This is a genomic window from Alphaproteobacteria bacterium (assembly GCA_018662925.1).
GTDB lineage: Bacteria > Pseudomonadota > Alphaproteobacteria > 16-39-46 > JABJFC01 > JABJFC01.
On record JABJFC010000032.1, the window covers coordinates 1 to 4909 of the forward strand.

Consider the following 4909-nt stretch of genomic DNA (forward strand, 5'->3'; position numbering starts at 1 on the left):
AAAATGATGCTAGCTTCATAATAATATTTCTTAAGAAGGGGTTACGTTTTCACCTAAAGAGTGTAACCCTTTTTCTCTCCTTTTCCAGCTATTTCCTCGTACTCAGAGCTTTTTTGTTTCTCTATCTCGGATCTAGGGATCCCTACCGATCGTGATATTATCTGAAAATGCTGTTAAACTTTTTCCGGTTGCAGCAAATCCAGAGGTAAATTCTAAATCAGTCTCTGCTCTTAAGAATATATCAGATGCGCTTGTGTGACCTCCTAAAATCATCCTTTCTGACAACAGAGATAAGTTCTCAGCGTATAACTCACTTGATTCATAGGTGTTGAAAAACCCTCGAGCTGTGAATAATGCTTTCTTTTCTGAATGCACTTTCCCAAAAATATCTGCCGTCTGAGAGTGGCTTTGCACAGATTTTCCAGAAAGCTCTCCCCAGACTTCTATTGATCCTGATGTAGAGAAAAATAAATCATCCACTGACTTTATTTTTCCTAATACTTTCATGCTACCTGAATTAATAGTAACATTATTTCCTTTAAAAAATCCTGAATTCATCAATCCCTTTTGAATCAATCTCCCTCTAGCATCTATATGCAACTTAGCGCTTCTAAGAGAGCAGTTCCCCGCACATTCCATATTTCTGCCTGAAGATAAATAAACAACGGGATTTAAATTTCGAATGTGTTTTCTGAGAGCCTTATCTTCCAAGTTCCTTGAGGACAAAAAATTACCAGGTAAACCTTTATGATCTTGCCTTAAGGTTCCTAAAAAATTCAAATCAAGACCTGATAGCAGAGATACATGAGTATCTGCATCTAACCTTGATTGTGGTGAAAAGTTGATATTTCCCTTAGACCTCATAACGACATAAGGTGCTGAAAAATGGCTTTTATTGGCATAATTCATTGCTTTAGAATTTAGATTTATAAAAACGCCAGAAGAAATGTCACCTGTATTGTTGATATACTCATTATTTCCTGTGAATAAGGTCCCCACTTCAATTGTTCCCTTATTATCAAATGAGCTTCCAAATGTTGTTAGGCTCTTTCCAATTCTTACCAAATTTAGATTTATGAACTTTTCAGATTTGATCTCTAACTTATCTGTAACTTGAAAGATCCCTCTCGATTGATTTTTAAAAATACCAACTCTCATCGAAGCTTTTTCAAACTCTAAAGAACCAGAATTGAGTAACTGATGTATCTCTGAATCTAAACTGCCAGAGATCATCATATTTCCTTTGTTTTCAAATTGACCAGAAATGCTGAGCGAGGCGCTATTATTAAATGTGATTGAGCCACCGTTACGAAAGTTTCCTAAAGCTAAAAGGGCTGTTTTTGCAATTAAACTTCCATGCTTTTCTTCAAGTTGTTCCGCCTCCACGATAAACTCTTCAACCTTACCTCCAAAAAAACCTTCCGTTTTAACGTTGCTGCCAGACATAATCTGTAGTTCTCTGAGCTCTTTCAAAGCAATTCCCTCTCGAGAAATCACATTTCCCTTAAATTGGAATTTACCGCCTAAAACAGTTAGGAATTTTTTCGCAATAAGTTCAGATGCAGATATTTCTTCATATTTTTGTGCAGCAATCTTGATATTTCCTGCCGTTCGAATGCTGCCGAAATTTTGAATCGTCGCCCCTGATTTCAAATTAAGTTCTTCAAAACTTCTTATACTCCCTTTCTCAGCAACAGAAATATCTTCAGAGGACTCAAGATTAATAGAGCCCGTAACACTTTTAAGCATTCCTTGAACACTAAGTTGACGAGCCTTAAGGGTTAATTCATCTGAAGCAATTACCCTTGAAGAAAAACTAGCCAACCCGTGAACTTGTGCCTCAATTGATTCAGCGTGGAGATATTTTTCTACTGAGAAATTCCCCCCAACATCAAACACTCCCGAATTCAGAGAAGTTTTTTCTTTGATAAGAAAGTTTCCTCCTGTTGATATATTAAAAATTCCTGACGATGAAACAGGAGAAACGTATTCAAGATGTCCACCAATATGAGCGTCTAGGTTTTCGACCTGTAGATAACTTTCCAAACGGAAATTATGTATCCCGTGATCTTTGATTGCGAGTGATCCATGATTTAGTTGCAAAGTCCCTATATGATCTCCCTCACCAAAGAGTTGTAATGTCCTATCATTTTCTAAATCTAATTTCTGAAACTGAAAAATATAATAGCCATCTTCGGATTTTTCTAAATTCAGGGAGCTTTGACCTGGCAAAAAATCCTCAGATCGTCGGAAGGATTGTGTTCCTGCTCTGTGACATGAAGACCAAGTGGAATCCAAATCACTGAGTTGAGCAACCTCTAAGCTTCCGTTAGCATAGGTTATAGCCGGCAAATCAATAAGAATTAAGACCAATAAATAACAGAGAAACTTTCGGAAAATATTCATCGTATTCCCCCTATCCTATAGAGATTTTTATGTTGGAAAATAAATCTTTTTTACTACTGATGATTTTTTTGATTTTATCTTTAAGCACTGCTAAGTCAGCTCTATCATCAGGGTAAAGGTCTAATTTTTCTAGATTAGGTGCACCTGCTAGATTTGATATAAGCTGTTCAATTTTATTACCCTCTCCCATCAATAGGTACGTTACCCCCACACCAGGAAGTCCAAAAGCTCCAAAAGCAACTCCATAATAAACAAACTTTTTCTTAAAATTACTTTTGGTATAAGCTTGTGGAACACTGTAGGAAAGAGTCTTAAGTTCCTCAAAGTTATGAACCTCTTCGGAAAATCTTAAGGCCTCTTCAGCTGAAAATCCAATTCCATGAAGGTATAATGTTTTAAGGTTAGAGAGATGTTGCAAAGAGTCCTTTAATTCTTTCCCTAAACCATAAAAATTATGTCTCACTAGATCAAGTTTTTCCAGATTTCTGTGAGGGGGGTTTAAAGTGCTAAGGATGCGAATCGATTCAGACTGTACGGTGTTTACATCTCTCAAGTAGAATGTTTTGAGCCCTTTAATTCTTTTTAATCCCTCTACAAGTTGATCCACTTCCCCATCCTGAAATGAATAATTATCTAAATCAATTTTAGGGATGACAAAAGTTTTGTCTCTACCTGAGTTTGATACAAGTCCTAAAAATTGAATTGTTTTAGTCTTTTCCGAAAACAGCTTACTGTTTCCTTTTAACTCTAATCCAAGAGTTCTAAACTGCTCAGACTTGAATAATGCTTCAAACGCAGCGACTTCGACCCCTAGTTCAGTATCAATGATTTCAAGTTTCTGAAATTCCTCTTGAGATGTGAGTTTATGAATAAAATGAGCAAGATCTTCGTGCTCCTTACATTTTTCAACTTGGACAGACTCAAGTCCTTTTATTTTATCCTCTAGGCGACACAAAACTCCTAATTGTTTATCAGTTTCCTTTAAATGCAAATGTGATACATACACACTATCGACAAAATTGCTACGAGAGTTTATTTTCTCCAAAAAAGGAGTTACTTGATCAGGATTTAAAGCAACTGAAATATTTCCAAAATTTGCTTTTCCTATAGCGGTTATTAATTCCGAGAATTCCGAATCTGACAAAGGACTATCAGCAAAATTAAGTCCACTGACTTTCATCTCATGCTCATCAGGCTTTCCATTAATAAACTTAAGAGCAGTTAAGCTTTTCAAATGATCAAGAGTGCCCTCAACCAAATGTATTTTTCGTAAGTAGGGCTCGAAATTTTCTGAAGTTTTAAATCTTTGTAGCGTAGCTAAGGCTGAATTCACTGTTTCCAAATTTTCCACTAAAAGAGAAAAAGGTATACTCATTACTGATCCAAAAGAATCTGTCTCACTTTGCGTTCTTGTTAAAACTCTTACTTTCGAAGCTTCTTCTGGAATCATGGGAGCCCAACGTGATAAAGACTGATTTTGATAAAAACCCTTCCCTGACCAATTAGACACAGGTATATCCCAAAAAGCCCCTTCAGGAAACTCTATCTTAAAGGGTGTTTTTTTTATGATTTCTACTTCCAAAGGAAACACAGTTTCAGAAAATGGATCTTCTGTTTGGCTTTCCCAGACTCCATCTCCTGTTAACTGCTCTCCTTGAAGTAACACCACTTCTCTCATTTGGATTTTATGTTTTTCAACTGCAAAAAAGTCTCCATTTCCAGCCGAAAAAATGTAATTCGTTCCAACAATTTCTGGATTTCCTTCTAAAGCATAATGACTGTACCGACTTGCGCCAAAAGCATGTTTTACAACATACTCCTCATCTGGGATGTTAGAATTGAAACGCCAATGGTCTGTTATCGGAAATTCATTTTTTTCTGCCCACTCTCGCAAGTCTAGCGGGATAGAACTCATCTCATGAGCTTGCATTGAACAAAGAGACCTTCCATCCCAATGGAGATAGGGAAGTTCAACTATTTCTTTTACTCCCCAAGAAAACTCACCAAGAGGGACCTCAGATTTAAGATCTTTGAATGAACTTTCAGGAGTTCCTCGGAAACCAACAATAACTTCTGATTTTTTCTCGCTTGTTAACTCGTTTAATCTTGGAGTTGGATCAAATTGGATAGGAACTTCATATTCGAAAAGTATTTTGATTGCAGAATCATCCATGCATTCTACTTGAATCTCACTATTATTGTTCCAAGTTAATATTAGCCGTGCTGTAGATGTATTATTTCTGTTTAAAAATTGACGTATATCATCATAAACATTTGGGCTTTGATTCGGTATGAATTCAGCAACGCAACTCGCAGAATCTGTTCGTCCTTCCAGATTCACCCTACCATCTTCCTTAAATTCAAACTTAACAGTTAACTCCTCCCCAGGATCCGCGATAGAGAATTAAAAAAAGCTCTGAGAGCGAGGAAATAGCTGGAAAAGGAGAGAAAAAGGGTTACACTCTTTAGGTGAAAACGTAACCCCTTCTTAAGAAATATAATT

At 36.5% G+C, this 4909-nt stretch carries 2 protein-coding genes; both read right to left on the reverse strand.

Features of this window, described 5'->3' with window-relative positions:
* Positions 1-132: 132 nt before the first annotated feature.
* Positions 133-2232 carry a hypothetical protein gene (locus HOL16_02365; protein MBT5389538.1) on the reverse strand — a complete coding sequence of 700 codons (2100 nt, stop codon included), beginning with the start codon at positions 2230-2232 and terminating at the stop codon, positions 133-135.
* Positions 2233-2416: 184 nt separating this feature from the next.
* Entirely contained in the window at positions 2417-4747 is a 2331-nt protein-coding gene (locus HOL16_02370; GenBank protein ID MBT5389539.1) for a hypothetical protein, read from the reverse strand.
* Between the last annotated feature and the right edge of the window lie 162 nt (positions 4748-4909).